The organism is Methylobacter marinus A45 (assembly GCF_000383855.1).
GTDB lineage: Bacteria > Pseudomonadota > Gammaproteobacteria > Methylococcales > Methylomonadaceae > Methylobacter > Methylobacter marinus.
The window spans coordinates 4,718,745-4,744,720 of the sequence record NZ_KB912877.1 but is presented as its reverse complement, the minus strand read 5'-3'; the positions used below and the strand labels follow the sequence as shown (position 1 = coordinate 4,744,720).

General features: G+C 54.7%; 25 protein-coding genes and 1 CRISPR repeat array. Of the genes, 15 read left to right on the top strand and 10 right to left on the bottom strand.

Annotation, left to right across the window (positions count from 1 at the left end; all coding sequences use genetic code 11):
- Positions 1 to 21 precede the first annotated feature (21 nt).
- The 3 genes from METMA_RS0122370 to METMA_RS0122360 are packed head-to-tail and all read left to right on the top strand — an operon-like array spanning position 22 to position 2,627.
- Positions 22 to 864 carry an SMP-30/gluconolactonase/LRE family protein gene (locus METMA_RS0122370; protein WP_020161355.1) on the top strand — a complete coding sequence of 281 codons (843 nt, stop codon included), beginning with the start codon at positions 22 to 24 and terminating at the stop codon, positions 862 to 864.
- Positions 865 to 908: 44 nt separating this feature from the next.
- Positions 909 to 1,724 (top strand): SDR family oxidoreductase, encoded by an 816-nt coding sequence (locus METMA_RS0122365; protein ID WP_020161354.1) that lies wholly within the window; start codon positions 909 to 911, stop codon positions 1,722 to 1,724.
- Positions 1,725 to 1,757: 33 nt separating this feature from the next.
- Positions 1,758 to 2,627 carry a F0F1 ATP synthase subunit gamma gene (locus METMA_RS0122360; protein WP_020161353.1) on the top strand — a complete coding sequence of 290 codons (870 nt, stop codon included), beginning with the start codon at positions 1,758 to 1,760 and terminating at the stop codon, positions 2,625 to 2,627.
- 290 nt (positions 2,628 to 2,917) lie between these two features.
- Here METMA_RS0122360 and METMA_RS0122355 read toward each other — a convergent pair whose 3' ends face one another.
- From METMA_RS0122355 to METMA_RS0122310, 10 genes are all read right to left on the bottom strand, one after another.
- Positions 2,918 to 3,967: a PD40 domain-containing protein gene (locus METMA_RS0122355; protein ID WP_020161352.1), complete on the bottom strand. Its 1,050-nt coding sequence runs from the start codon at positions 3,965 to 3,967 to the stop codon at positions 2,918 to 2,920.
- A 342-nt stretch (positions 3,968 to 4,309) separates the two neighbouring features.
- A complete protein-coding gene (locus METMA_RS0122350) occupies positions 4,310 to 4,696 on the bottom strand; it encodes a c-type cytochrome (RefSeq protein ID WP_020161351.1) in 387 nt (128 codons plus the stop codon).
- 18 nt (positions 4,697 to 4,714) lie between these two features.
- Positions 4,715 to 5,692 (bottom strand): cytochrome c oxidase assembly protein, encoded by a 978-nt coding sequence (locus METMA_RS25370; protein WP_156830589.1) that lies wholly within the window; start codon positions 5,690 to 5,692, stop codon positions 4,715 to 4,717.
- Entirely contained in the window at positions 5,653 to 6,033 is a 381-nt protein-coding gene (locus METMA_RS0122340; protein ID WP_156830588.1) for a hypothetical protein, read from the bottom strand. Before METMA_RS0122340 ends, METMA_RS25370 begins: the two co-directional genes overlap by 40 nt.
- A 10-nt stretch (positions 6,034 to 6,043) precedes the next feature.
- Positions 6,044 to 6,658, bottom strand: coding sequence for a cytochrome c oxidase subunit 3 (locus tag METMA_RS0122335; protein ID WP_020161348.1), 615 nt, complete (start codon positions 6,656 to 6,658; stop codon positions 6,044 to 6,046).
- Positions 6,655 to 8,583 (bottom strand): cytochrome c oxidase subunit I, encoded by a 1,929-nt coding sequence (gene ctaD, locus METMA_RS0122330; RefSeq protein ID WP_020161347.1) that lies wholly within the window; start codon positions 8,581 to 8,583, stop codon positions 6,655 to 6,657. Before ctaD ends, METMA_RS0122335 begins: the two co-directional genes overlap by 4 nt.
- Positions 8,580 to 9,608: a cytochrome c oxidase subunit II gene (coxB, locus tag METMA_RS0122325; protein ID WP_020161346.1), complete on the bottom strand. Its 1,029-nt coding sequence runs from the start codon at positions 9,606 to 9,608 to the stop codon at positions 8,580 to 8,582. The genes ctaD and coxB overlap by 4 nt, the downstream gene beginning before the upstream one ends.
- A complete protein-coding gene (locus METMA_RS0122320; RefSeq protein WP_020161345.1) occupies positions 9,601 to 10,155 on the bottom strand; it encodes a c-type cytochrome in 555 nt (184 codons plus the stop codon). The genes coxB and METMA_RS0122320 overlap by 8 nt, the downstream gene beginning before the upstream one ends.
- Entirely contained in the window at positions 10,152 to 11,003 is an 852-nt protein-coding gene (locus tag METMA_RS0122315) for a substrate-binding domain-containing protein (protein ID WP_020161344.1), read from the bottom strand. The genes METMA_RS0122320 and METMA_RS0122315 overlap by 4 nt, the downstream gene beginning before the upstream one ends.
- On the bottom strand, positions 10,984 to 12,894 hold the full coding sequence (locus tag METMA_RS0122310) for a methanol/ethanol family PQQ-dependent dehydrogenase (protein WP_020161343.1): 1,911 nt from the start codon (positions 12,892 to 12,894) through the stop codon (positions 10,984 to 10,986). Before METMA_RS0122310 ends, METMA_RS0122315 begins: the two co-directional genes overlap by 20 nt.
- A 719-nt stretch (positions 12,895 to 13,613) precedes the next feature.
- Between METMA_RS0122310 and METMA_RS0122305 the strand changes: the two genes are divergently transcribed.
- The 12 genes from METMA_RS0122305 to cas2e all read left to right on the top strand — a co-directional run bounded on the left by METMA_RS0122305 (position 13,614) and on the right by cas2e (position 24,167).
- Positions 13,614 to 14,588, top strand: a complete 975-nt coding sequence (locus METMA_RS0122305) for a helix-turn-helix transcriptional regulator (protein ID WP_020161342.1) — start codon at positions 13,614 to 13,616, stop codon at positions 14,586 to 14,588.
- A 75-nt stretch (positions 14,589 to 14,663) separates the two neighbouring features.
- Positions 14,664 to 17,441 (top strand): CRISPR-associated helicase/endonuclease Cas3, encoded by a 2,778-nt coding sequence (gene cas3, locus METMA_RS0122300; protein ID WP_020161341.1) that lies wholly within the window; start codon positions 14,664 to 14,666, stop codon positions 17,439 to 17,441.
- A 61-nt stretch (positions 17,442 to 17,502) separates the two neighbouring features.
- A complete protein-coding gene (gene casA / locus METMA_RS0122295; protein WP_020161340.1) occupies positions 17,503 to 19,032 on the top strand; it encodes a type I-E CRISPR-associated protein Cse1/CasA in 1,530 nt (509 codons plus the stop codon).
- A complete protein-coding gene (casB, locus tag METMA_RS0122290) occupies positions 19,025 to 19,507 on the top strand; it encodes a type I-E CRISPR-associated protein Cse2/CasB (RefSeq protein WP_020161339.1) in 483 nt (160 codons plus the stop codon). Before casA ends, casB begins: the two co-directional genes overlap by 8 nt.
- Positions 19,508 to 19,509: 2 nt before the next feature.
- The gene (locus METMA_RS0122285; RefSeq protein WP_020161338.1) at positions 19,510 to 19,767 is read left to right on the top strand and encodes a DUF4160 domain-containing protein; all 258 of its coding nucleotides are present in this window, start codon (positions 19,510 to 19,512) and stop codon (positions 19,765 to 19,767) included.
- A gap of 5 nt (positions 19,768 to 19,772) precedes the next feature.
- Positions 19,773 to 20,036 carry a DUF2442 domain-containing protein gene (locus METMA_RS0122280; RefSeq protein ID WP_020161337.1) on the top strand — a complete coding sequence of 88 codons (264 nt, stop codon included), beginning with the start codon at positions 19,773 to 19,775 and terminating at the stop codon, positions 20,034 to 20,036.
- The gene (gene cas7e, locus METMA_RS0122275) at positions 20,026 to 21,297 is read left to right on the top strand and encodes a type I-E CRISPR-associated protein Cas7/Cse4/CasC (RefSeq protein WP_020161336.1); all 1,272 of its coding nucleotides are present in this window, start codon (positions 20,026 to 20,028) and stop codon (positions 21,295 to 21,297) included. The genes METMA_RS0122280 and cas7e overlap by 11 nt, the downstream gene beginning before the upstream one ends.
- Before the next feature lie 3 nt (positions 21,298 to 21,300).
- A complete protein-coding gene (gene cas5e, locus METMA_RS0122270; protein ID WP_020161335.1) occupies positions 21,301 to 21,993 on the top strand; it encodes a type I-E CRISPR-associated protein Cas5/CasD in 693 nt (230 codons plus the stop codon).
- Complete coding sequence (gene cas6e, locus METMA_RS0122265; protein WP_020161334.1) at positions 21,980 to 22,600, top strand: type I-E CRISPR-associated protein Cas6/Cse3/CasE; 621 nt, start codon at positions 21,980 to 21,982, stop codon at positions 22,598 to 22,600. The genes cas5e and cas6e overlap by 14 nt, the downstream gene beginning before the upstream one ends.
- A gap of 48 nt (positions 22,601 to 22,648) precedes the next feature.
- Complete coding sequence (locus METMA_RS0122260) at positions 22,649 to 22,852, top strand: type II toxin-antitoxin system HicB family antitoxin (protein WP_020161333.1); 204 nt, start codon at positions 22,649 to 22,651, stop codon at positions 22,850 to 22,852.
- Positions 22,853 to 22,969: 117 nt separating this feature from the next.
- On the top strand, positions 22,970 to 23,881 hold the full coding sequence (gene cas1e, locus METMA_RS0122255; protein WP_020161332.1) for a type I-E CRISPR-associated endonuclease Cas1e: 912 nt from the start codon (positions 22,970 to 22,972) through the stop codon (positions 23,879 to 23,881).
- Positions 23,862 to 24,167: a type I-E CRISPR-associated endoribonuclease Cas2e gene (gene cas2e, locus METMA_RS0122250; protein ID WP_020161331.1), complete on the top strand. Its 306-nt coding sequence runs from the start codon at positions 23,862 to 23,864 to the stop codon at positions 24,165 to 24,167. The genes cas1e and cas2e overlap by 20 nt, the downstream gene beginning before the upstream one ends.
- An 85-nt stretch (positions 24,168 to 24,252) precedes the next feature.
- Positions 24,253 to 25,807: a CRISPR direct-repeat array (repeat unit 29 nt; unit sequence CTGTTCCCCACGCCCGTGGGGATGAACCG).
- Positions 25,808 to 25,976: the final 169 nt, after the last annotated feature.

The window sequence follows — 25,976 nt, the reverse complement described above, 5'->3', positions numbered from 1 at the left end:
TAAAGAGCCAGGAGAATCACGATGGACGATACCGAAGTGCTTGTAACAGGCCTTGTCTTTCCCGAAGCGCCGCGCTGGAGGCAGGATCGTTTATGGTTCACCGACCAGCACGCCAGGCGGATAATGACCGTCACGCCGGACGGGCAGGCGGAATGCCGGCTGGAAATGGATGATCCGCCGGGCGGCCTGGGCTGGCTGCCCGATGGCACGCCGCTGGTCGTCGCCATGGCCAGGCGGGCGGTTTATCGCCTCATCGGCCACAGGCTCGTCCTGCATGCCGACCTGTCCGGATTGGCCCCGTTCCATTGCAATGACATGGTCGTCACGGCCGAAGGCCGCGCTTATGTCGGCAATTTCGGTTATGACCTGCATGGCGGCGCGCCGCCGGCTGCAACGCATCTGATTGCGGTTGAGCCCGACGGCCGATGCCGGATAGCGGCGGAAGGGCTGGTTTTCCCCAACGGCAGCGTCATTACCCCGGACGGCACCACGCTGATCGTCGCGGAAACCTTTGCCTCCCGCCTGACGGCTTTTCTGATCGGCGATGACGGCCTGCTGCACTCGCCCCATCTCTGGGCACATCTGGGGGACGCGACGCCGGACGGCATCTGTCTCGATAAGGAAGGCGCGATATGGGTCGCCAGTCCGGCAACGCGTTCAGTGCTCCGGGTCAGCCAGGGCGGCGATGTTTTAGCGCTGATTCGTCCGGCAGGCATCCCTTACGCCTGCATGCTCGGCGGACCGGAGCGGCGGACCCTGTTCGTGCTGAGCTCGGAAACGGATGATCCGTACCAGGCCGTGGTCATGGAATCGGGGCGCATAGAGATTACCGAGGTGGCAATACCGGGGGCGGGGCTGCCGTAAGCATCCCGCCGCAATCCTCCATTAACCGAAGCGAGAACCTGAACATGCCTTTACTCACCGAAAAGACACTGGCGGGGCAGCGCGCATTGGTCACCGGCGGCAGTTCCGGCATCGGCGCGGCGGTCGCTCGCGCATTGGCCGAAGCCGGCGCGCGCGTGGCGATCAATTACCTGTCCGATGCCGAAGCCGCGCAAAAAATGGTCGACGAGATACACGCCTGCGGCGGCGAAGCGCTGGCCGTTCAAGCCGACGTCAGCCAGGAGCAGGAGGTCAAGTTGATGTTTGGAATCCTCATGGAACGCTGGGGCAGCCTCGATATCCTGGTCGCCAATGCCGGTATCCAGCTGGACGCGGCTTTTTCCGAAATGACCCTGGCGCAATGGAACACGGTATTGGCCGTCAATCTGACCGGCCAGTTTCTTTGCGCGCGGGAAGCCGTCAAGGAATTCACGCGGCGCGGTCTGGTACCGGAATTATCCAGCGCCTCCGGCAAAATCATTTGCATGTCCTCCGTGCATGACGTGATTCCCTGGGCCGGGCATGTCAATTACGCGGCCTCAAAGGGCGGGGTGCTCATGTTCATGAAAAGCCTGGCGCAAGAGGTGGCGCATCGGAAGATCCGGGTCAATGCCATTTCGCCGGGGGCGATCCGCACGCCGATCAACCGTGCCGCCTGGGAAACGCAAGAAGCGGAGGCCGAGCTGAACAAGCTGATTCCCTACGAACGCATAGGCGAACCGATGGATATCGGCCATGCAGCGGTCTGGCTCGCTTCCGATGCCTCCGACTATGTGGTCGGCACCACGCTTTACGTCGATGGCGGCATGACCTTATACCCCGGGTTTCAGGAGGGCGGTTGAGAAGGGCGGTCAAATCAGGCCGGAGCGTCAAGCATGAAAACCCTTGAAGCCCTGCAGCGGGACATGGATACCGCCACCGACCTGCAGTCCATCGTCAGAACCATGAAGGTGCTGGCGGCGGTCAGCATCCGGCAGTACGAAAAGGCGCTGGCTTCGCTGACCGACTATAACCGCACCGTGGAAATGGGCCTGCAGGCCGTATTGCGCAACCACCGGTCCGCCGCGTCGGGCCGCGTCCAGACGCCGCCGCGGACCGGCGCCATTGTGTTCGGCTCCGATCATGGCTTGTGCGGACGCTACAATGAAAGCATCGCCGCCTTTGCCATCGAAGCGCTGGAGAATGCCGGCGACCGGCGCATCCTGGCGGTCGGCAGCCGTATCGAGGCGGCGTTGCGGGCAAGGGGGGAGGATGTCGAACAGCTTTTTTTCGTGCCCGGTTCGGTTACCGGCATCACCTCGACGGTCCAGAACCTGCTGCTGCGGATCGATGACTGGCGGCAGGCCGGCGTGGAGCGCGTGCTGTTGTTCAATAATGTGCACGAACAAAAAACCGCGTACCGGGCCCAACGCCGCGAGTTGCTGCCGATCGATCCAAGCCGATTCAACTCCAGCCGCGACCGGCCGTGGCCGTCCCGTTCGTTGCCTGTGTTCACGATGGACAGCGGGGAGCTGCTTCGCGCCCTGATCCGCCAGCACCTGTTTATCGTGCTGTTCAGCGCCTGCGCCGAATCGCTGGCCGGCGAACATGCCAGCCGCCTGATTTCGATGCAGGTGGCCGAAAAAAACATCCAGCAGCGGCTTGAAACACTGACCTCCACCTATCGCCAGCAGCGCCAGAACCAGATTACCGAGGAACTGCTCGATGTCGTGTCCGGATTTGAAGCGCTGGGCGGCGAGTTGTAAGGATTGGGTCGTCAGTATAACGAACCGGTGGGAGCGATGCCCTCATCGCGACTTGAATGCGAGTGCGAATAGTGCGAATACCCTGAAGGGCACAAGTAAATTCGCACCTACAATTCACAGACCATAATTAAACTGGCTGAGTACTGGTGGGAGCGATGCCCTCATCGCGACTTGAGGACTGTTTTTAACCGCGATGAAGGCATCGCTGCCGCAAGCATTGTAAAACAAAGCCGCTGTGTATTCGCCGGACCGCGGGCTATGTCAAGCGACTGCAATTACTTGCCGATCTTCTACTTTGCCTTGCCGCCGGCGAGAAGGTTGGGCGGCGGGCCGACCGGTTCGAAGTTCTTCAGCAAGGGAATGTCATCCTTGTTGATCCACCTGAGCTCAAGATCGTAAGAGCCCTGCGGACCCCAGCCTCCGGTGAATTTCTTGCCATCGGGCGTGAAGCTCCAGCACATATCCTCGCCGGCGGTATTGATGGTATCGCCGAGATTCAACGGTTCCTGCCATTCGCCCTTCGGATTCTGGTATGCGATCCACTCATCATGCCCGCCCCGCGAGCCGAGATCAGTTCGCGTGCTGGTCACGATGATGCTCTTGCCGTCCTTTGACAGTCCGGTCCAGTGCAGATGGTCACGGTGCGGCGAATTGATTCTTGAACCGAGGCTCTGCGGTTTCTGCCAGACGCCATCCTTCTTCTCGACCTTCCAGATATCGCTGTCCTGCGTGACTCCCGGCTGCTGGTAGCTGAAATAAATCAGGCTGTCGGAGGCGATGATCGGGCAGTGCTCCTCGCCGGTCGGCGTATTGAGGTTCGGCAGTTCGGGAACCTCGTTCCAGCTTTTTGCCGGCTGCCAGACGCCGTCAACTTTCTGCGTGACGTAGAGGTCGCCGGTAGACAGATTGCCGGGCTCGTAGCGGGTGAAATAAATGACATTGCCGTCATCGGAAAGGCTCGGCTCCAGTTCCCAAGCGGATGTGTTGATGTTCGGTCCCACGGTGGGGTCAATGTCCGGTCCCAAATGCACGGGAGTCTGCCAGGCGCCGTTGGCATAATGGGACATCCAGATGTCGAAGTTGTAGGGTCCGGGCGATTCGATGCTGCCCGGTCGGGTCGAGGTGAAGATGGCGGTTTTGCCATCGGCGCTGTAGGTGATCTCGAAGTTGGAACCGGCTGAGTTGAGCGGCTCGCCCATACTGTTCGACGGAGGCGGAGCCGCGTTATCATCAACGCTATCGGATTTGGACATGCCGGGCATCGCGTTAGCAACCCCGTGCGCCAGGATGAGTGCGGGCACCACGGAACAAAGCCTTGAAATAAGGCGTTTTTCTTTCATATACCGAACCTTCTTTTTAGATGAATAATACGTTTGTCTCTTTCATCGCAATTTTTTCGATAAGCCTTTTCTTATCTACCGTTGCGGCTTCAGATTGTGTTGGCAATGGTTGATAGTGTCAAGAAGAAATCCCTAATATTTTAATGTTCGGCAGGGGAAGCAGACAGGGATATTCCAGCCAGGTAGGGTACGCATCGCGTGCCATTTTTTAAAAAATTCAGATGAATTAAATCCAAAAGGTACGCAGTGCGTACCCTACCGGACTGAGCCCCTACCGGACTGAGCCCCCCCTCCGGCTGAGCCGGGGGTTTACCGATATTAGTTATTTGTCTATACAAGCTGCTATTCCGAGGAGCCGTACAGATACGCCACCATGTCACGGGCATCGTTTTCCGGCACGTTCAGGAAGGGCATGATGGTGTCGGGATTGATCCGTTGCGGATTCATGATCCAGGCGACCATATTGTCCGGTGTATTGGGAATCATCCCTGCCAGGTACCAGCGCTGCGCGACGTCGGTCAGGTGCGGGCCGACCCGGCCATGGGCGCCGGCTACCCCGGAAATGGTATGGCAGGCGCCGCAGCCGTAGCGGTAGAGCGCCGCCTTGCCGCGTTCGGGATCGCCGCCGATCAGCCGGGAGCGGAGCGTGTCCCGCCGGTCCGGTCCGCAGGCGGTAAGCCCGGCCAGAAAAAGGATCAGTACGCCTGCAAAGAGGATGTTTGTCCGCATGGTTGTGTTCTCCCGTGCTTATTCCCGTTTCGCCAGGATCAGATCCCGGTCTTGCCTCGAACCCCGTTCGGCTTCCTGAAAGTAACGCATCAGTGACAAGAGGCCTACGACGATGAAGACAGCGCCTCCCGGCACCCACATGATCAGGCCGCCCAGTTGCTGATCCTCGATGGGCGTGAAGCCCCAGCCGGGCGCCGTCGCGGCATAGGCGGGATACCAGGGACTGGCGGTAAAGGTCAGCAGGGCGCCGAGAATGCCGGTGTGAACGGCGGTGGTGAAAATGTAGAAAACGCCCAACAGCCGGTTGGAAACGCCCTGCTGTCGATCCACCATGGCCCACCAGAACAGCAGCGCCGAAAGCAGAAAGCCCAGATGCTGCAGGGTATGCACCAGGTTGTTGCCGATCGCCGACTGGAAAAGCAACGGAATGTGCCACAGCCACAGAACCAGGGCGTGGATGCCCCAGGCGCTCAGCGGGCGACGGCAGAAATGCCAGAGGCCGGCCAGGGGGCGGCACCTCCATACCGCGACGGCGCGTCGCCGCCAGCGCGTCGGCAAGCCCCACAAGAAAGCCGCCACCGGCCTGCTGAGCACGAGCAGGGGCGCCGCCACCAGCATCATGATCTCGTGCTGGGCCATATGGGCCGAGAACAGTTCATTGCCGAGCGCATCCAGCGGCGACACCAGGGCGATAAACAGCGCCAGCCAGCCGGCGGCAAAGGCCGCCGCCTCCCGCGCCCGGATGCCGGAGCCCATCCGGACGCGGCGCCGGAGGCGGTACAGGCCGGTCGCGTATAGGCCGCCGGCCAGTGCCAGGGGCGCCAGCACGGTCAGGTCGGTGTTCCAGACCGTCCACAGGCCGTCTCGGGCGATAGCCGTCGCGCCATGGGCATGCGCGGCGACCGGCACGCCTAAGGCCGCCAGGCTCGGCAAACGGACTGAATGCGGGATGCCTTTCATTTCGCGCAGGGGTCCAGAAACAGGGCCGGAAGCCATTGGGCAATGATGACGAGCGTGAAAAAGCCCGATAGCATCAGGCCGCTCAGGGCCATGAAGCGGCTGCGCGAGACCGGATCGCCGCCGCTATCGGGCCACTGCGGCCCCGCGATCCGCCAGCTGTGCCAGGCCAGATAGAGACCGCCGGCGGCGATCAGCAGGGTGGCCAGGGTCAGCAGGTGGTAGATCATGCCGTGGCCGCTCTCGCAGAGCCAGTCGACCAGGGCATAACCGATACCCAGGTGCAGGGACCAGGCGAGCGGCGCCATCAGCAGGCCGGCCCACAGGGCCGCGATGCCTTTAGGGTGCATGAAATAGTCGGCGGGGTCCCGGTGTTCCAAGCGCATCTCCTCAGTTCGACAAAAAATACGAGGCCCAGTAAATGGTCATATACAAGGGAATCCAGATGATCACGACGAAATACCAGTAAAGCCCGTTGACCGTGACCCCGATACGCCGCTTGCGGTTGAAATAATTTCGCCAGGCCAGCGTGGTGACGACGGCGGTTTTTAACACCAGGGCCAGCACGTGGGCGCTGTGGAAGCCGACAATGGTCCAGACCACTGAACCGTAGGCATGCGTGTCCCAACGAAAGCCGATGTCACGGTACTCGACAACCTTCATTGCCAGGAACACGAGCGCCAAGGCGATGCTGATCAAGGGCCCTACCTTCAGGGGAAACGTCTTGCCCTGCTTGAGGGAAGAGTCCGCCCAGTACATGGGAATGGCGCTGGCCAGCAGCACCAGCGTGGCGAGCGTGGGCTTCAGCAGTTCCGGCGACCGGGTGCCGTCCGGCGGCCACTGGGGAAAATTGCTCCGCAGATAGAAGAAACTGGCGACCAGGCTGGCGAAGACCGTGGCCTCGATCACGATGAGGCCGATGATGCCCCACCACAGCGGCGAGCGGTGCTCGAAAGCGTGGCTGGGCAGCTTGCTCGCGTCCAGCACGGAAAAAGTGCCGTTCATGACGATTCCTCCCGGGCTTCCCGAGCCAGTTGCCTTGGCCAGAACCAGCCCACGATGGCGATAAAGCTGAGAATAAATCCCACCACCGGAAAAATATTGTGGAAGATGAAGCCGCCGAAGCCGATGCCCACCGCCAGCGCCAGAAGCAGCGGCCAGACGGTAGGCCCGGGCATCTTCGACCGGGATTCGGGGTGGGCATCGAGCAGCGAGGTGACCAGCAGTTCCCGGCGGTCGGAGCGGATGCCTGTCACCACCGGGACTTCCTGATTCTTCAGGTGTTCCCAGAGCGGATAGCGGCCCATCACCACCGGAATATAGCGGAAGTTGTAAGGCGGCGGCGGTGAGGCCGTGCCCCATTCCAGGCTGTCGGCGTCCCAGGGATTATCGCCGGCTGGCCGGCCCCGCTTCAGGCTCCGAAAGACATTGACGAAAGTGGCCAGGAAGCCGACGGCGAGCAGCCCCGAAGACAGGGACACGAACAGATTGAGATCCCCCCAGCCCAAGGGTTCGAGATAAGTGTAGACCCGGCGCGGCATCCCCTGGAGGCCCAGATAATGCATGGGAAAGAAGGTCAGGTTGAAGCCGATGAAAGTCAGCCAGAAACTGGCCTTGCCCAGACCTTCGCTCATCAGGCGGCCCGTCAGTTTGGGATACCAGTAGTAGAGGCCGCCGAACAGGGGGAACACCGCGCCGCCGATCAGCACGTAGTGGAAATGGGCGACCAGGAAATAGGTGTCGTGGACCTGGGTGTCGAACGGCACCGAGGCGACCATCACCCCGGACAGGCCGCCGATGACGAAAATGAAGAAGAAACCGAGCACATACAGCAGCGGGGTGGCGAAACGCGGTCGCGTGCCCCACAGCGAGGCGAGCCAGCAGAATACCTGGACTCCGCTGGGGATGGCGATCATGGAACTGGCGGCGGTGAAGAAATTGGCGGCCAGGTGCGGCAGCCCCGTGGTGTACATGTGGTGCACCCAAAGCCCGAAGCCGATGAAGCCGGTGGCGACCAGGGACAGCACCAGCGCCGTATAGCCGAAGATGGGCCGCCGGGTGAAGGTGATGATGATACTGGAGATCATGCCCAGGGCCGGGACGAAAATGATGTAGACCTCCGGATGTCCGAAGAACCAGAACAGGTGCTGCCAGAGCAGAGGGTCCCCGGAGCCGGGGGTAAAAAAATGAGCGCCGACCGTGCGGTCCAGGGCCAGCATGATGCTGGTCACCATGAGCGGCGGCATGGCGAAGACGATCATGAAGGACATGACCAGAATGGACCAGACGAACAGCGGCATACGGTTCAGGGACATGCCCGGCGCGCGTTGCTTGAAAATGGTGACGATCAGCTCCACCGCCGCCACCAGGGCGGAAATCTCCATGAAGGTGACGACCGTGGCGTAGAAATCCACGCCCATGCCCGGCGAATGTTTGGCATCGGCCAGGGGCGGATAGGCGAACCAGCCGACGGCCGGCGCCATGCCCAGAAACAGGCTCAGATACATGGCGGCTCCGGCGATCAGATAGACGTAATAACCGAAGGCATTGAGCCTGGGAAAACTCATGTCCCGGGTGCCCAGCATCAGGGGGATGATATAGATGGCGAAACCTTCCATGATAGGCACGGCAAACAGGAACATCATGGTGATGCCGTGCATGGTGAAGATCTGGTTGTACAGGTCCGGGTTCAGAAATTCGTTCTCCGGCGTCGCGAGCTGGAGGCGCATGAGCAGGGCCAGCACGCCGCCGAGGATGAAGAACACGAACCCGGTGATGATAAAGCGCTTGCCGACGCTGGTCTGGTTGACGTGCGTGAACCAGCCGAAAAAACCCGGCGGCGAACGCCAGACTTCGGTCAGCAGCCGGATTTCCTCGCTGGAGTCGATGGCCTGGATTCTCTCATGGCTGGTCATGGTTCGGCGGCTCATTTGAGGCTGTGCAAATAATCCAGCAGGGCGGACAAATCATCCGGAGCCAGCGCGGTCGGCGGCATGAAATTGCCCGGCTTGATGCCCTGGGGATCGAGAATCCATCCGGCCAGATGGCCGCGGGAATTGGGCACGGAGGCCGCGGCCAGGGTCCTGCGGCCGCCGAAATGGGTCAGATCCGGCGCCACCCGGCCCAGCGCCCGGGTGCCCCGCACGGCATGGCACATGACGCACTGGGAGGCCAGGAACACCGCCTGGCCGCGCGCCAGGACCGGATCGTCGGGCGCGGCCGCCGGCTCCCGCTGGCGGGCCAGCCAGGACTGGAATTCCCCGGCCGGCTGCGCTTCCACCCAAAACGCCATGCGGGCATGCTGCAGGCCGCAGAATTCAACGCATTGGCCGCGAAAAGTCCCCGGCTGGTCGGCCTGAAGCCAGCCGGTATTGGTTTTGCCCGGAATCATATCAGTCTTGCCGCTGAGATTGGGCACCCAGAAACTGTGTATGACGTCGGTAGCCTTCAACAGCAGACGAACCGGCCGCCCGACCGGGATATGGATTTCGTTGGCGGTAGTGGCGATCCGGCGTTGCCGGTTATCCAGGTAATGCACCTCCCACCACCACTGGTGCCCGATGATTTCAACGGTGAGGGCATCCGCCGGCAGCGGCTTGGCCACCACCCGGTCGGTCATGGCGCTGAACAGGGTGAAGCCGAGCAGGACCGCGACCGGCATGACCACGCCCGAAACCAGGACCAGATTACGGCTCTGGATATAGGTCAGCGGCTTGCTCTGCGCCTGTTGCCGCCCGCGGAACACGCCGGCCAGCAGCAGAAACAGGACCAGGGCCAGGATGGCGCCCGCCACGCCCGTCATGATCCAGAAAAACCACGCGATCCGGTCGGCCACCGGTCCTTGGGGCGTGATGGCGGACTGCTGGCCGGAGCAGGCGCACAGCAGGACGCAGGCCAGGGACAGGGCGGCGCCGCGCAGCCGGCTGCGGTTAAAGCCGACCCGGGTGCTAGTCATCGCCAGCCTCCTTGTAATATTGCTTCAGTTCCTCCGGTCCCTGGTCCAGATTGCCGGAGGCCTCGTCCTGCAGGGGAGTGCTGCCGGCGCCTTCGGGCAGTTTGGTGCCCAGGCCGCTCAGGGAACGCACGAAGGCGACGATTTTCCAGACGTCATCCGCCGGAATCCTGCCGCGGTATGACGGCATGCCTTGCGGCCGTCCCTCCATGATAGTGGCGAAGATCTCGGCGGGCTCGCTGCCGTAGATCCACTGATCGTCCATCAGGGCCGGCCCCATGCCGCCACCGCCGGCGGCATGGCAGCCGTTGCAGTTGAACCAGGCATAGAGGCGTCGGCCCTCATTGATGGCATGCACCTGGCTTTCATAGGGATTGGCGATGGTCTGGCGCTCTTGGGGCTGACCCGTCATGGACGTGCCGGCCGGTGCCAGCCGGGCAGCGGGACCTTCCCGCACCGGCCGCTGTTCCTGCTCGCAGCCCGCGAGCAGAACGAGCAACAGAGCCGCCAGGCCGGCTCTTGAATTCGGTTGGTACCGGCAAACGTTCATGGCCCGGCCTCCTGCATGTCGATATACGCGACCTGGGGAATGCCGTAGGCGCCGAGGATTTTCTGGATGTCGTCATGCCGCCGCGCCAGGGCTGCCTCCACTTCGGCCTTGAAGGCCTGTTCGCCGTGGCGCACGCCCATGGCAATGTCATACTCCATGGGCAGGAAGGACTGGTCCAGAGCCGGGGAGACCGGCGCCATCGCCAGCGGCACCGGTTCCCAGCGGGCAAAGAAGCCGGCCAGAGGACCCCAGACGATGGCCACATCGATGCGCCCTTCGGCCAGGGCATCGAGAATCCGCGCCGGCGGGTTGGGCTGGCTGTAGTCGCCATAAATGGGGAAGCCGACCACGTTATCGATGATGCGGCGCCGGGACAGGGCATGGGCGGGCGGCGTATTGGCATAGTCGTCGCCCATCAGATGCACGCCCACTTTGAGCTCGTGCAGAATGGGGTCGTTGAAGGAGCGCACCCGGTAGGGACTGTCCTGCCGGTACACGAATACATAGGTGGAGCGGTAATAGGGGGCGGTAGTGGCCACCATTTCGAAGCCGGCGGGCACGGCCATGACCAGATCGCAGCGGCCGGCCTTGAGGGTGTTGCGGATGAAGCCCCGGCGCTGGGCCCACCAGGTGTAATGCAGGGTCGCCTTCAGTTCCTCGGCCAGAATCTCGGCGATCCGGTTTTCGAAGCCCTGCTGGCGGGCATTGGAAAAGGGCAGGTTGTTGGGATCGGCGCAGACCCGCAGCTGGCGGGCGGGCTGCGCCTTCACGGCCAGGCCAAAGGCGAGCAGGAGGCCGGCCAGAAGCAGGCGAAGAATGCGGCCGGAATCAAGGCAGTGCGAAGACATAGAGGTCGCCTCCCTTGTTGGTATGGTTGGGCAGGTCTTTCATGGCATTGACGAAGCCGAGGGCGGCGGTGCCGTCGCGGGCGTCCAGATCTCCGGCGACAATAGCGCCGGACCAGCCGCCGACCCCGGCCAGCACGGCGACGTACTGCCTGCCGTCCGGCCCCAGGTAGGTGACGGGCTGGCCGATGATGCCGGAGCTGGTCCGGAACTGCCAAAGGAGCTCGCCGGTACGGGCATGGACGGCCTTGAACCAGCGATCCATGGTGCCGTAGAAAACCACGTCGCCGGCCGTGGCGACCGCGCCGCTCCAGACCGGAAACAGTTCCTTGATGCGCCACAGCTTCTTGGCGGCCACCGGGTCCCAGGCCGAGAATTCGCCCCGGTGGCCGCCGGGCCCCGCGAACATCTTCACCTCGGCGCCGACGAAGGGCGTGCCGGCGATATAGTTGGCCTCGGTGCCGCGCATGTCCATGCAGAGATTGTTGTGCGGCAGATAGAGCAGCCCGGTCCGGTCGGAATAGGCGGAAGGCTGCCAGTCCTTGGCGCCGGGCGCGGCCGGGCAGATGTTATGGACCGTCTTGCCCAGCCCGGTCGCCTTTTCCGGCACCTTTCTCGGCTTGCCCGTCCGCAGGTCGACGCCGCGGGTGACGTTGACGTGAGCATAGGTTTCGGCGGAAAGCACCTCGCCGGTGGCCCGGTCCATCACATACATGTGACCGTTGCGCTCGGGCCGGATCAGCGCCTTGCGCATCTGGCCATTGACCGGCAGATCCAGCAGAATCAGTTCGTTGACCCCGTCGTAATCATAGAGGTCATGGCCTTCGATCTGGTAAGCCCAGGCCGCCTGGCCATTGTCCGGATTGCGGGCGAACAGGGTCAGGGTCCACTTGTTATCGCCCGGACGCAGGTCGGGATTCCAGGGGCCGGGATTGCCGGTACCGTAGTAGATCAGATTGAGCTCCGGATCGTAGGAGATCCATCCCCACACGGCGCCGCCGCCGATCTGCCACATATCCGGAGGCCAGCTGCTGACGCCCAGGTCGGCGCCCTGGTCCTTGGCGTAGAAGGGCTTGAAATCCGGACCGATGAGCACGTCCTGATCGGGCCCCGTGCTGTAGGCGGTCCAGGCGACCTTGCCGGTATCGATGTCCACCGCCTTCAGCCAGCCGCGCACGCCCATTTCCCCGCCGCTGTTGCCCACCAGCATCTTGCCCTTGACCACTAGCGGCGCCATGGTGATGGTCTCGCCCAGATTGATGTCGCCCAGCTTGGTTTTCCAAAGCTCCCGGCCGGTTTTGGCATCGAGCGCGACGGCATGGTTATCCAGGGTATTGAACAGGATCTTGCCGTCGGCATAGACCGCGCCCCGGTTCACCACGTCACAGCAGGCCACGCCCTGGGCCGCCGGCTGCGGCAGCGGATTGTACTTCCATTTCAAGGCGCCGCCCTTGGCGAGGTCCAGGGCATAGACGATGTTGGGATAGGGGGTGACCACGTACATGATCCCGTCGACCACCAGCGGAGCCGCCTCGTGGCCGTTGGTCTGCCCGGTGGAGAAGGTCCAGGCCAGCTGGAGGTTCTTGACGGTCTCGGTATTGATCTGGTCCAGGGTGCTGTATCGGGTGCTGGCATAGTCCCTGGCCGGCATCCGCCAAAGACTCTCTTCATCCCTGGCAAGCCAGGACGGGAGCGCCGCCCCCGAATGCGGTTTGGGGTCCTGATAGTGCTCCTTGATCGGCAGAATGCCGGACGTTTCCGGGGAACCTGTTGTCGTTCCCTGCTTGTCCTGGGCCGGCGCGTCGGTGACGACGAGGACGAGCAGAATAAACAGCAGCGCCAGCGAGCCGGCAGCGGTAGGGGAGGCGATGTCAGCGGTTCGATATGTCGTCATAGGATTACTACACTCTCGGGTCGTTTGGGGCAGGAGGTACTAGTAATTTTTTGATCGAACTCATACGCGAGACCCGTATGAAATAGCGACACACCAAATTCGTCAACTGAACATTCGAGTTGGTTCAATTTTTCTCGCGCTACGGGTATCAATGAGGGGATTGCGCTGATATTCCAGTCGCCGGGCATGGGGAGGGTTGGCGGCAGCACAGCGCCCGGAAGGGTGCCGATGTGCGCCAGCTTACAAAGGTGGGAGCGATGCCTACATCGCGACTTGCCGGGCGATTTTAAATCGCGATATGGGCATCGCCCCCGAGGAGACGGCCTTAACTGGAAAGGATGTCGGAGGGTGCTTCTAGCCGAATCCTTAAGGTGTCTGCTGAGTCAATTATCCGCGTAACATCAGTTCAAAGGTTTTACTTTGTTTTTAAGCGTAGCCACGAATCAGACACCGCCCAATCTTAAACAGGATGCGCTATCTGTATTAAAGATATAGCCCGTTTTCTCGAATGATAAATAAACAGGCTGATTTGCATCGACTTCTGATTAAAGGGTTTAACGGTATCTCGACGATAATTTGAGCAGAGGTTGATTGTCCGAAAATGATTACCTGTTGAAATGTTGAGACAATGGCTGGTTTTTTGAGTAGACTCAATTAAAGAGTGATTTCGGGTGTAAAGTCACTCTGAGGCTCAAATAAATAATAATTAGGAGCGCGGCATGGATCGCTTTGAAAGAATCTATCAATTGCACACTATTTTATCCGGCCGTCGCACGCCGGCTTCCAACCGACTTCTGCAAGACAAGCTGGAATGCAGCGAATCCACCATAAAACGCTTGGTGGGTCTTATGAGAAACCATTTTGATGCGCCTATCATCTACGACCGAAAGCGCAACGGCTATTACTACGATACGGAAACAGGCGCGCATCCCTATGAATTGCCCGGCTTATGGTTTAACGCCGATGAGCTCTGGGGACTGCTGACTTGCCATAGGATGCTGCGCGACCTATCGCACGGTATTTTTGGGGAACAGATAGCCCAACTGCAAACCCGCATAGAAAAACTGCTGGCGCTGGACAACAGCAGCGCCGAATGCAAACTGGAAAGCGTTAAAATACTGACTATGGCCTCCCGCTACAAAGGCCATGACCATCTGTTCACCAAAATCGCCGCCGCCTTATTCGGAAACCGGCGATTAAAATTGGTTTACCAGGCCCGAAGCGACGGGCAAATCTCGGAACGCACTATCTCACCGCAAAATCTCATCTATTATCGTGACAACTGGTATATCGACGCCTGGTGTCACAGCAAAAACGGGCTACGCACATTCGCCCTGGAAAAAATCAAATCCGCGATCCGGCAAAACATACCCGCCAAACACATCGACCGCCAACAACTGGAAGCACATTACACATCCGCCTACGGCATCTTCGGAGGGCCGGCCCAACACCTTGCCAAACTCAAATTCACCCCCGAGCGTGCCCGCTGGATCGCCGACGAGCAATGGCACCCGAAACAAACCGGCCGCTGGCTGGATGACGGCAGCTATGAGCTATGTATCCCGTTCGGCGATCATCGGGAACTCCTGATGGACATTCTGAAACACGGTCGCAACGTCGAGATCATCGAGCCGGAGTTCTTAAGGCAGGCTGTAATTCAGGAAATACAGGCAATGTTGGAAATTTATAAATAATTAAAGAACCGTGGCATGGAATGATACGGTGGGTATGGATAATGGAACTCGGGTAAATCGTTAGAGGGGGGGGGAATGTATTACAAGTATTGGGGGAAGGCCGATGAGCCATTGAGAGCGGCTTATTGTTCGGGACAGGATAAAAGGGAAATTGTTGCGAAATTTAAAGCACAGCTTGCCAGAAATTTACAACTTCCAGAAAGTCAGATTCAACAGCGTCATTTAGATGAATGGGCGGAAAAGGAAGATAAAAAACGCGGGAAAGTAAAATGGGTGCATGGTCAAGCTGGTTATGCAGCTTATCATTTGCTGCCTTACCATTGTTTGGATGTGGCAGCGGTGGCTGATCAATGGTTGAAAAATAGTCCGGCGTTACGCCAGCAATTTAGGCGATCCAGTCAATTAGCTACAGAAGAAAGAACTTATGCCTGGTTGATGTTTTTTATCAGCTTGCATGACTTGGGCAAGCTGGATATTCGCTTTCAGATGAAATCATTGGGAACAATGGAACAGTTGCAGTCTGAAATTTATTCGTCAATTAAAGCCAAATACGATCATAAAATTCAATACGACCACGGCAGTAACGGCTATGGCTGGTTTGAGCGAGAAGTTTCCGATTATGGATTTGATTGTATCAGCGAAAATGAGGCGATGAACTGGATGCAGCAAGTTGCTGGTCATCATGGGTGCATCCCTGACAATAATTCGTTGGTAGAGCCCGCATTTATAAGTGATGACATTAAACGGCAAGATAAACAAGTCCGTATTCAAGGGATACAAAGCCTTAAACAGCTTTTCTTGGAGCCAGAAAATCTGGAATTGAGTGATGTTCCAGAAACTTTGCCAATTATGCTGGCGGGATTTTGTAGCGTTTGTGACTGGATAGGCTCATCAACTGATTATTTTCCCTATCAGTCGTCAAAACAAGCCGATTTAAAAGCCTATTTTGATTCACGTTTGCCATTCGCTGAAAAAGCTCTCAAGGCGTTCGGTGTGTTATCGAATATTAAAGGAATGGGCGGTATGGCGGCGTTATTCCCACTCTATAAACCACAAGGACTGCAAACGCTTGTCGATAATTTTCCGCTTGAACAAGGTTTAACGATCATCGAAGCGCCCACTGGTTCAGGCAAAACCGAAGCTGCGTTAGCGTATGCTTCCAAGTTATTAACATCTGATCCAAGTTTTGGCGGCAGCATTATCTTTGCCTTACCGACTCAAGCCACTGCCAACGCCATGTTGAAACGTTTAGAAGACGTTGCCGACAAATTATTTGCAGATGGTGCAAGCATAGTATTGGCGCATGGCAAGAGGGACTTGAATCCTGACTTTAAAACCATTCTGGAAAACAGCAGGGTAAGCGCTCAAGGTAAAGAAGAAGCGGGTGTGCAATGCTCAGAATGGTTGGGCGCCAGTAAAAAACGGGCTTTTCTAGGGCAAATCGGCGTATGCACCATTGATCAGGTTTTATTGTCGGTATTGCCTGTACGCCATCAATTTGTGCGCGGTTTCGGCATTCAAAAAAGTATTTTGATCGTTGATGAAGTTCATGCTTACGACAGCTATATGTATGGCCTGTTGGCCGAAGTCATAAGACGACAAAAACAAGCCGCGGGCAGTGTCATTTTATTATCCGCGACATTGCCGCATCATCAAAAAGCCAAATTATTGCAAAGCTGGGGCGTTCAATCGGAACAGCAAAATCCTGCATACCCCCTAGTGACTTATGCGTGTGCCAATCGGGCTCTTCCGTTTCAATTACCGGATTCAAAACATACTTTCGAACGTATTGTAAATGTTGAAACATGGCGGGCTGATCAGCTCGTTTTATCGGCAGAGCAGTTGGAAAAAATCGTTCAAGCCGCTGAGCAAGGTGCGAAAGTTGCCGTAATCTGCAATCTGGTTAGCGATGCTCAACGTTTCTCCCAACAATTAGCCGCATTAACGACGATACCCATTGATTTATTCCATTCGCGCTTTCGATTTGTTGACCGTCAGAAAATAGAGCAAGAAATTTCCCGTTATTACGGCAAGAATGAAAAAGAACGCGCGTCAGGCGGGCGGATTTTAGTGGCAACCCAAGTGGTTGAACAAAGTCTTGATTTAGATTTTGACTGGATGTTGACTCAGCTTTGCCCGGTCGATTTATTGTTCCAGCGTTTGGGCCGATTGCACCGGCATCAACGCGATAACAGACCGCCAGGGTTTGAACAGCCGTGCTGCGTGGTGATTGTGCCGACAACGGAAGCGATCTATGGCAATACACATTATGTTTATCAAAACTTAAGGGCATTGTGGCGGACTGAACAATTTCTGAAAAATAAAGAAATTGTCTTTAGTTCAAGTCAGGAAGATTTAAGAACTTATACCGCATATCGGGATTGGATAGAAAAGATTTACTGTGAAGAAGCATGGGGCGATGAACCGGAAGCAGTAGAAACAGCCTACCAAAAATATTCAGATGAAATAGTTGGCGTTCAGCGCATGATTGCAAACATGATAATTCACCGGAAGGTTGAAGAGATTAAATGCGATGAAAGCGATAAAGCCGGATCACTGACACGTGACGGCGAAATGAGCCTCACCGTCATTCTGGTAGTTGAAAAACAAGGCGGGGTTTTTACCTTGGACGACGTCGATTTGGAGAGCTTGGAAAAATGGCAGTATTGGGAGTCGATTAGTTTAAATTCGGTTTCTGTCTCTCAGCGGTGGCAGGATCAGCTTCCTAAAGCAGATGCCAGAGGACTGCGTTTTTTACCAATGGTTTTTGAAAAAGAACAATGGGTTAGTAAGCTGGATAAAGTGACGTTTGTGTACTGTAAAGAAACGGGATTGACAATAACGAAAGCATAAAGAACGGATATAGTATCCGTTCTTTGTCGATGTTTGTGCAAAATTTAAGGATGGAGAAAAAATGAATTTACTGATTGATAATTGGATACCTGTATCGTTAAACGGCAAATCACAACGGATTTCCTTAAAACAACTGTTGTGCAACAAACAAGAACAAGACTGGCGAATGGCTGCGTTACGTGACGATATGGATCTCGCAGCCTTACAATTACTTGTTTGTTTAGTGCAGGTGGCGTTGATGCCGGAAGATGCGAAAACATTAAAAAAACGCTGGTTTGAACCGCTGCCAGAATCGGATTATGAGAAAGCCATTCAGCCGTTCATCGACTGGTTTGATTTGTTGCATCCTGAAACGCCTTTTATGCAAACCGCCACCGTAACTCCCGAAAAAGATAATAAAAACTGGGCATCATTGCAGAAGCTGTTTGTGGGATTGCCTGAAAAAACCAGCACCAGCGCTTCATCCAACGGATTTTTCAATACCTCTGATGAAATTCAGGCTGTTCATTTGGGCGATGCCGCCATTGCATTATTTCAGCAAGCGACGAATGGTTTTAGTTTAGGCGGCGCGGCATTTTCGGTAGGATTGAAAGGTTCTATGCCGCTAACAACCCTGGTTTTAAGTGAAAACTTTAGAAAAACCATTTGGACGAACATACTGAGTAAAGCGTTTTTGCTGGAGAAAGCTCCCGAATTATTAAACGCTGAAATTCAACAACCAACCTGGGTTATTGCTCCCCATACAGGTAAACAAGAAAATGCGCTACATATCGGTTTATCGCGTGGCTTATTTTGGCAACCTGCAAAAATAAAGTTGGAAGTTAAAAATGGTTTAGCTACCGGCTTTTTCAAAAATACCGGCATGTGCAGTGTTCCTGGTTTTTGGCAACATCCCCATACTCCGATTGACATGCTACGGCTACACACAGGCAACGCGAAAGAAAAACCCTTTCTTTCAGCGCGCAATGATTTGCCGTTATGGGGGCAAATGTTGAGTTTTTTCTATACGAACAAGCAATTAAAAATAGTTGATGAACAACAAGAAGGTACAAGTTGTGCTTTGGTCGTACAGCAATATCAAGATAACAACACTTGGCGAGGGAAAAATATTAAATTGGCTATAGGCGGCTATGTAAAAGGCGGCAGTGCCGAGAGCCTGGCCGGACGTAAGCACGAAACCTATAGCCTTTCTACCGATTGGGAAAATAAAAGTGCTGAAATGGATCATTTAATTAAGATAGGACTTGAGGTTTACAAAAAATTGGATTGGGCAATGAATGAGTTTGCTCGTATCGCCATAGATAAAGGCAAGCATAAAGCCAAGGAATCGGGATTTAAAAAAGCAGTAAAAGGCAAAGCCAAACAAACGTATTTCGATAATTCTGAAAGCTTAATGCACAGTATTTTAAGAAAATTGGCGTGGGATGATGACATTGCGAACTATCAAAAACAATTTGCAGACTTGGCCCGGACAATTTTTGAACAAATCATGGCTCCTTATGAACATGACCCTAAAATGCTGCAGGCCATTATTGAAAGCCGGTCCCTGTTAAACAATATGCTGAACAAAATGGGAGCAGTACATGAGTAAGCCGGAAAATGAGTATTTAAAGTTAGTTGAACGCTATGAGCAATTGGATAACGGCCAGAAAGCCATGTTACGCCGTGCAACCAGCCCTGATGATATGGCAGGTATTGCAGCATTTTATCAACTGATTAGTTCGACAAAATTTCAATTGAAGCAATATGAAAAACAGGCCGCACAGGTGGTTTATTTTTTACCTTGGATTCAACAGCGAGCTAATGGCAAACCGCTCGGCAAGTCATTACATGAGCATGGCATTAGCGAGAAACGCTTATTTTTAGTGGTGCGCCGAGAATCCCCTGATGATTTGATTCAGCTAAGGCGTGTTGTACAGCAAATAAAGCCCACTGCTTATGCCGATTGGGCAGAATTGGGCAATCTTCTGTTTTATTGGGGAAAAAAGAACAAGCACCAATTGATGCGCGATTTTTATATTTCCGCATCAGCATCATCACAACTCCAAGAAGCAGTAGAGGCTTAATCATGCCTATCATCAGCCGCTTTTTGGGCATCGTTATCACCATGTATTGGTCAGATCACAGCCCACCCCACTTTCACGCTAAATACGGCGATTATGAAATAATCGTCACTATTGATGGCGGTGTTGTTGAAGGGAAATTTCCAAAACGGGCGTTAAAACATGTGCTGGAATGGCTGGATTTGCATCAGGAGGAACTGTTGGAAAATTGGCGTTGCTGTCAACAACGCGAACCTTTAAAAGAAATAGCCCCTTTGGAGTAACCTCAATGATATTACACGTTACCGATGCCAAGCATTTGCAGGATTATCAGGTATGGCTCAAGTTTAACGATGGCGCAGAAGGCGTTGTAGATTTCAGAAAAGAGTTATGGGGAGCCATGTTTGAGCCGCTTAAAGACTTAAACTTGTTCAGCCAACTCAAATTAGATACCGAACTCGACACCATTGTCTGGCCCAACGGCGCCGATTTAGCTCCTGAATTTTTACACGAATTATTACAGCAATCTCAAGGAACCCAACATGTCCGATAAAAACTTCGTTAATTACCATATCTTGATTTCCCATAATTCCTCATGCCTGAACCGGGATGATATGGGTATGCAAAAAACCGCTGTTTTTGGCGGCACACGGCGAGTGCGGATTTCCAGCCAGAGTTTGAAGCGGGAAATGCGCAAGCCCCGTTTAGCAGAACATGCAAACAACTATTGGCAGCAGCATTTAGGCGAGCCTTCAATACGTACCCGCGATTTGAGCAAATTAAACGAGAACTTTGTTAAAGAACTTAGTGATGAATTCGATCCGGCTTTTGTTACTGAAGCGATTGACCGTTTTGTTAAAACCACTAAATCAACTGTAAATGAAGTGGAAGAAGATACAGCAGATGAACAAGGCGGCGAATCAGCGGAAAAAACCGATTCCAAAAAAACTGATAAAAAAGTTGCGGTTGCGCCGTGGGTAGTCAATGAAATCCGCGAAATCTGTCGAGTCATTAAGGCCGTAAAAGACGAAGGTTTGTCGGATAAAGAACTAAAAAAAATTGATGAAACATTTAATAAACAAAAAAAGAAGAAAAAAAGTAAAGAAGATTTAGTTGAAGAGGCTCTCGGTAAGAAAATTGAAAAGATGCTTAAAGAAAAAGCCGACGTAGTTGCAAACGCATTGGCTTCCGCTAAAGATATTGCTCTTTTTGGACGTATGGCAACGAGCGGGCTCATGACCAGCGTCGATGGTGCAATGTCGGTGGCGCATTCAATAACCACACATACGGTTGATGGCGATATTGATTGGTTTACGGCCGTGGATGATTTGATTCAAGACTCAGGTGAAACCGGTTCAGGGCATTTAGATACTCAGGAATTCAGCGCGGGTGTTTTTTACCGATACGCAAGCCTCAACTTGTCGCTACTGCAAAAAAATCTGGGCGTTGACCGGGCCGAAGCATTAGTCATAGCCAAGCATTTTTTACACTTGCTGGCAACCACTATACCGTCCGCAAAACAAAACAGCTTTGCCGCATTTAACCCAGCTGATTTTGCCTGTGCCTCTTTAAGTGATATGCCTATTTCCTTAGCCAACGCCTTTGAAGAACCTGTTGCAAGAGGACAAAAAGGTGGTTTCCGTAAACCATCAATTAATGCTTTTTGCGAATATAAACAAAAAACTGATGATATTTACGACTTTGAAGACCGGACAGGTTTTTTCAGTAGTGAAAATTGTGCTTTACCATCCAACCAACGCATGAAAACCCTAGCCGAGTTGGAACAATGGCTACAAAATGACGGCAAGGCCTAAACTATGCAAGATTACCTTATCATTAAGCTTCAAGGCGCGATGCAAGCTTGGGGTGGGCATACCTATGAAGACTATCGCCCCAGTTTAATCTTTCCAACGCGCAGCGCGATAGTTGGTTTGTTGGGCGCTTGTCTGGGCATCGAACGCGAGGATATAAACGCATTGAACGCATTGGATAAAAGCTTTCAACTGACCGTTAGGGCAAATAAACGCAAGATTGAACGGCGGAAAAGTGCAGAAGATAAGTTTGTTCTGATGCAAAAAATCACCGATTTTCATACCGTTCAACAGGCTAGAAAAGTCGATGGCAAACCACGGACAGAAGCGATTGTTTCGCGGCGCGAATATCTCTGCGATGCTGAATTTACTTTGGCGTTAGCATTTGCACAAGATGCTGATTACGGCTTGGAGCAGGCGAAACAAGCCATCCAAAAACCGGTTTATACACCGTTTTTAGGGCGGCGTTCCTGTCCGATACAAAGCCGTTTGTATGAAGCCGTCGTAAACGCGGAAAATGCCCAAGCCGCTTTGGGTCAAATTGAGCCTTTTCACGGTACGTTATACAGTGAGGTTAAATTGGACGGCGGTACGCCAATGATGGTGCGTGACCAGCCTTTATTTGCTACAACCGTGCGGCAATTTAACAACCGGCAAATTTATATTTTGGGTGCAGGAGGCGAACATGCACCTCAGTAAAGTATTTATTGATTTTAGGAAGCCCAAAAATATCTATCAGATACATCAAGATTTATGGACATTATTTCCTGGTCAGGAAGATAAGGCGCGAAGCTTTTTGTTTCGGGTCGAGCAACAACAAGCAGGGGCTGGTGCATCAATTTTGATGCAGTCTGAAATAGCGCCAAGTGCTGGAAACGAACAAATCAAACTGTTGGGTACACGCGAATATCCTTTAACCGTACTTAAAGGCCAGCGATTGCGTTTTTTGCTGATCGCCAATCCGGTCAAAACGATTAAAGATCAACGAGAGCGAAAAAATAAAAAAGGAGTTATTAAATCCAATCGGGTGCCTTTGATAAAAGAGGAAGACCAGCAAAATTGGCTGGAACGCAAACTGCAATCATCGGCACAGATTGATAGCTTGATGATTCGTCCTTGCCATCCCATGTATTTTTATAAAAAAGACCAGGAAAACCCAAAAGGGTACGGAGGAAAGATTGTCCCCGTTACATTTGAAGGAATCTTGATTGTGCAAGAGCCGGATACGCTTACCCAACAAGTCAAACAAGGCATAGGTCCCGCCAAAGCCTTCGGCTGCGGCTTGCTTTCAGTCGCCCGAATTTAGCCTGTAGAACAGCAATACTTTAATAGTGTGTTTTTCCGAGGATACCTGATGAAATTTAAAGTGATCGTTCACGAAGCAGAAGAATCCGGTTACTGGGCCGAGGTGCCGGCAATACCGGGATGCACTACGCAGGGTGAGACGCTTGAAGAATTGCTGAACAATCTTAATGAGGCGATAGCCGGCTGTTTGTCAGTTGATTTGCTGTCCATTACTGTGGCGCAAAATGATCATGTAATTGAAATTTCAGTATGAAAAAATGTTTAATCTAGCTCATGTTTTATTGTTGCCACGCTGCTTCGCGCTTATCGTTATATATCATCTTGCGGGACTCGACATGTATGGCTCGCTAATTGAATAAGGAAATCCATCATGTTACCGCCCCTCAAACCCATCGCCATGAAAGAACGCGTCTCCATGGTCTTCATCGAAAAAGGACAAATCGACGTCAAGGACGGCGCATTCGTCGTGATCGACGAAACCGGCATCCGCACTCATATCCCGGTCGGCAGCATTGCCTGCATTATGTTAGAGCCCGGCACACGGGTTTCCCATCATGCCGCCGCTTTGGCGGCCAGGGCAGGGACGCTGCTGGTGTGGGTGGGTGAAGCCGGTGTCCGCCTGTATGCTTCGGGACAGCCGGGCGGGGCGCGTTCCGACCGGTTGCTTTATCAAGCCAAACTGGCGCTGGATGATGCGGCACGCTTGAAAGTCGTGCGTAAAATGTACGAGATTCGTTTCGGCGAAAAACCGCCGGAAAGACGTAGCGTTGAACAGCTGCGAGGCATAGAAGGCGCCCGCGTCAAGAAAATTTATCAATTATTGGCCAAACAGGCCGGCGTGGAGTGGAAAGGGCGTAATTATGATCCGACCCAATGGGACAGAAGCGATATGCCCAACCGTTGCATCAGTTCGGCGACGGCCTGCCTCTATGGCATCAGTGAAGCGGCGGTTCTGGCGGCCGGTTATGCGCCCGCCATCGGCTTTATCCATACCGGCAAGCCTCTGTCGTTCGTTTACGATATAGCGGATTTGTTCAAGTTTGACGATATCATTCCGCATGCTTTCAAGATCGCCGCCAAGAATTATCGTGATCCCGAACGCGAAGTGCGTCTGATGTGCCGCGATATTTTCCGGCAAACAAAAATCCTCAGAAAAATTATTCCCACCATAGAAGAAGTGCTCGCGGCCGGCGAACTGGAATTGCCGAAACCGGCCGAAGAATCGATTGCACCTGCTATTCCTAATCCTGAGAGTATCGGCGATGTTGGTCATCGTAGTTGAAAACGTGCCGCCGCGGCTGCGCGGCCGTCTGGCCGTCTGGCTGATCGAAATCCGTGCCGGCGTTTATGTCGGCGACTTATCGGTTAAAGTCAGGGAAATGATCTGGTCGCAGATTGAAGATGGTATTGAAGAGGGTAATGCCGTCATGGTCTGGACCACCAATACCGAATCCGGTTTCGACTTCATAACGCTGGGTAAAAACCGCCGCCTGCCGGTCGAACTCGATGGTCTCAAGCTGGTCTCGTTTTATCCTGTTGAAGATCAGAAGGATGAAAATGCTCTTTAACAATTTAGCTTTAAAAAATCCGCTTTTTATCGGTAGAAAATTGGAAGTGATTATTTCGCTCAATTAACAGTATGTTAAGATAAGTCTGTTCCCCACGCCCGTGGGGATGAACCGGATATGGGGTTTGATGTTGATACAACGTATTACTGTTCCCCACGCCCGTGGGGATGAACCGCAGTTCGGCCAGCAACCACGCTGTTTTTCCTGCTGTTCCCCACGCCCGTGGGGATGAACCGTGTTATCTTGACTGTATTACCTTCCTGTTCATCTGTTCCCCACGCCCGTGGGGATGAACCGCCCCCACGGGGCTTTTCACTTTGCCGCTCGCCCTGTTCCCCACGCCCGTGGGGATGAACCGCATGCGCTACGCGCCCTGCTTTTTTTAATCATCTGTTCCCCACGCCCGTGGGGATGAACCGCAGCGCATGCAGGAGCAGTAAAACAATGACCGCTGTTCCCCACGCCCGTGGGGATGAACCGCGTATATACACCAAACGTCGTGACCAGCCCAACTGTTCCCCACGCCCGTGGGGATGAACCGGCGGCTCTATCTGGGTAACAAAACCGAACTCACTGTTCCCCACGCCCGTGGGGATGAACCGCCGAAACTTCCCTTTACATTTTCATTAACTAACTGTTCCCCACGCCCGTGGGGATGAACCGGCAATGATATTGCCTAAAACGCTTTCATACAGCTGTTCCCCACGCCCGTGGGGATGAACCGCGAATGCGCCCAATTTAGGGAAATAACAACATCTGTTCCCCACGCCCGTGGGGATGAACCGTGCGGATCGAGCCAGCGTAGACGCGAGATATCACTGTTCCCCACGCCCGTGGGGATGAACCGCTAATTCATTCAATTTTTTTATTAATAAAGCTCTGTTCCCCACGCCCGTGGGGATGAACCGATCGGTTTGATCTCTTTGAGATTACAGGTCGTCTGTTCCCCACGCCCGTGGGGATGAACCGGCGCCAACCCGACCGCCCTAGCGGATGGCACGCTGTTCCCCACGCCCGTGGGGATGAACCGCTTCAGGCAAAATTGATGCTCAGGCGAAAGCACTGTTCCCCACGCCCGTGGGGATGAACCGTCAGCAAGAGTTGATTAAGGATTTGCTGGAGTCTGTTCCCCACGCCCGTGGGGATGAACCGTTCAACCGAGCCCGGCTGGATTATCCCAAGGCCTGTTCCCCACGCCCGTGGGGATGAACCGCTGCTCAGATCATGATCGGCGCCCGCCACTATCTGTTCCCCACGCCCGTGGGGATGAACCGCCGCCCGTACCTGGCGCTTTCCAAACCCGTCCCTGTTCCCCACGCCCGTGGGGATGAACCGCGGTTAATCAGGCGAGGGAGGGTATCTGTATTCTGTTCCCCACGCCCGTGGGGATGAACCGGTCGTCGATAAGGTGACTCAAGAGGCGATGCGCTGTTCCCCACGCCCGTGGGGATGAACCGCTGGGCGCAAAAATTACCGAGTTCGTGACGCACTGTTCCCCACGCCCGTGGGGATGAACCGCCCCCGATGTCCATGCTGCGTCACGAACTCGGCTGTTCCCCACGCCCGTGGGGATGAACCGGCAGCGGGAGTCATTTTTGTAGTGGATGCGGTCTGTTCCCCACGCCCGTGGGGATGAACCGCTGCTTTCCTGCCAGGGCCATACCAACTTTTTCTGTTCCCCACGCCCGTGTGTCAATGGCCAATAATTTTGAGCCAGTTTCGGCCATTAAAATTGAGCCACTTTTTCCGGTTAATATGAGTTGTTTAGCTTCGCTTTCAGCCGATAACTTTCCCCTCCGAGCATAAAGA